The following is a 1,458-nucleotide window of genomic DNA, read 5'->3' as shown; positions in this document are numbered from 1 at the left end:
ACACCCCGCAGGGTGAAGGCAAGCTAACGTGTGAGTGCCGCGGCTTCGGCGGTGTACTTGAGCCCCGCTACATTGTCGGCGCAGGATCACTTGACCAGTGAGCTATTACGCACTCTTTCAAGGGTGGCTGCTTCTAAGCCAACCTCCTGGTTGTCTTCGCGACCCCACATCCTTTTCCACTTAGTACACGCTTAGGGGCCTTAGCCGGCGATCTGGGCTGTTTCCCTCTCGACCACGAACCTTATCGCCCGCAGTCTCACTGCCCCGCTCTCACTTACCGGCATTCGGAGTTTGGCTGACGTCAGTAACCTAGTAGGGCCCATCGGCCATCCAGTAGCTCTACCTCCGGTAAGAAACACGGGACGCTGCACCTAAATGCATTTCGGGGAGAACCAGCTATCACGGAGTTTGATTGGCCTTTCACCCCTACCCACAACTCATCCCCTCCATTTTCAACTGAAGTGGGTTCGGGCCTCCACGACGTCTTACCGTCGCTTCACCCTGGCCATGGGTAGATCACTCCGCTTCGGGTCTAGACCCGGCGACTCAACGCCCTATTCAGACTCGCTTTCGCTACGGCTACCCCACACGGGTTAACCTCGCCACCGAGCACTAACTCGCAGGCTCATTCTTCAAAAGGCACGCCATCACCCACAGCCGACCAAACGACTCACAGGCTTTGACGGATTGTAAGCGTCCGGTTTCAGGTACTATTTCACTCCCCTCCCGGGGTACTTTTCACCTTTCCCTCACGGTACTAGTCCGCTATCGGTCACCAGGAAGTATTCAGGCTTACCGGGTGGTCCCGGCAGATTCACAGCAGATTCCACGAGCCCGCTGCTACTTGGGAGAACATCACGCAAGACCCTGTGTTTTCAGCTACCGGACTCTCACCGACTACGGCAGACCATTCCAGGCCACTTCACCTAACACAAGATTTTATCACTCACGCTGCCACAGGTAGATGACAGAAAATGAACCCCACAACCCCACACACACAACCCCTACCCGGTATCACATGCGCATGGTTTAGCCTCCTCCGCTTTCGCTCGCCACTACTCACGGAATCACAATTGTTTTCTCTTCCTATGGGTACTGAGATGTTTCACTTCCCCACGTTCCCCCCACCAACCTATACATTCAGCTGGCGGTAACACCCCATCACGGGTGCTGGGTTTCCCCATTCGGACACCCTCGGATCACAGCTCGTTTGACAACTCCCCGAGGACTATCGCGGCCTACCACGTCCTTCATCGGCTCCTGGTACCAAGGCATCCACCGAACGCCCTAAAACACTTACAACAACACCTACAAACCAACCCACCCCACAAGGGTGGGCCGAAATGAAGGCACCAAAAAACTCGAACAAAACACACAAACCAAAAAACTTGATTCGTCATGCAATGCAAAAAATAAAGATGCTCGCATCCACTATGCACTTCTCAAACAACACACACC

At 54.5% G+C, this 1,458-nt stretch carries 1 rRNA gene; it reads right to left on the bottom strand.

The features are described 5' to 3' along the window. Positions 1-1,302, bottom strand: a 23S ribosomal RNA gene (locus VZC37_RS24645); the annotation flags it as partial. Positions 1,303-1,458 lie beyond the last annotated feature (156 nt).

This window comes from Gordonia sesuvii (genome assembly GCF_036350415.1).
In the GTDB taxonomy this organism is placed as follows: Bacteria; Actinomycetota; Actinomycetes; order Mycobacteriales; family Mycobacteriaceae; genus Gordonia; species Gordonia sesuvii.
The sequence above is the reverse complement of the archived record's forward strand: the minus strand, read 5'-3'. Positions and strand labels throughout refer to the sequence as shown.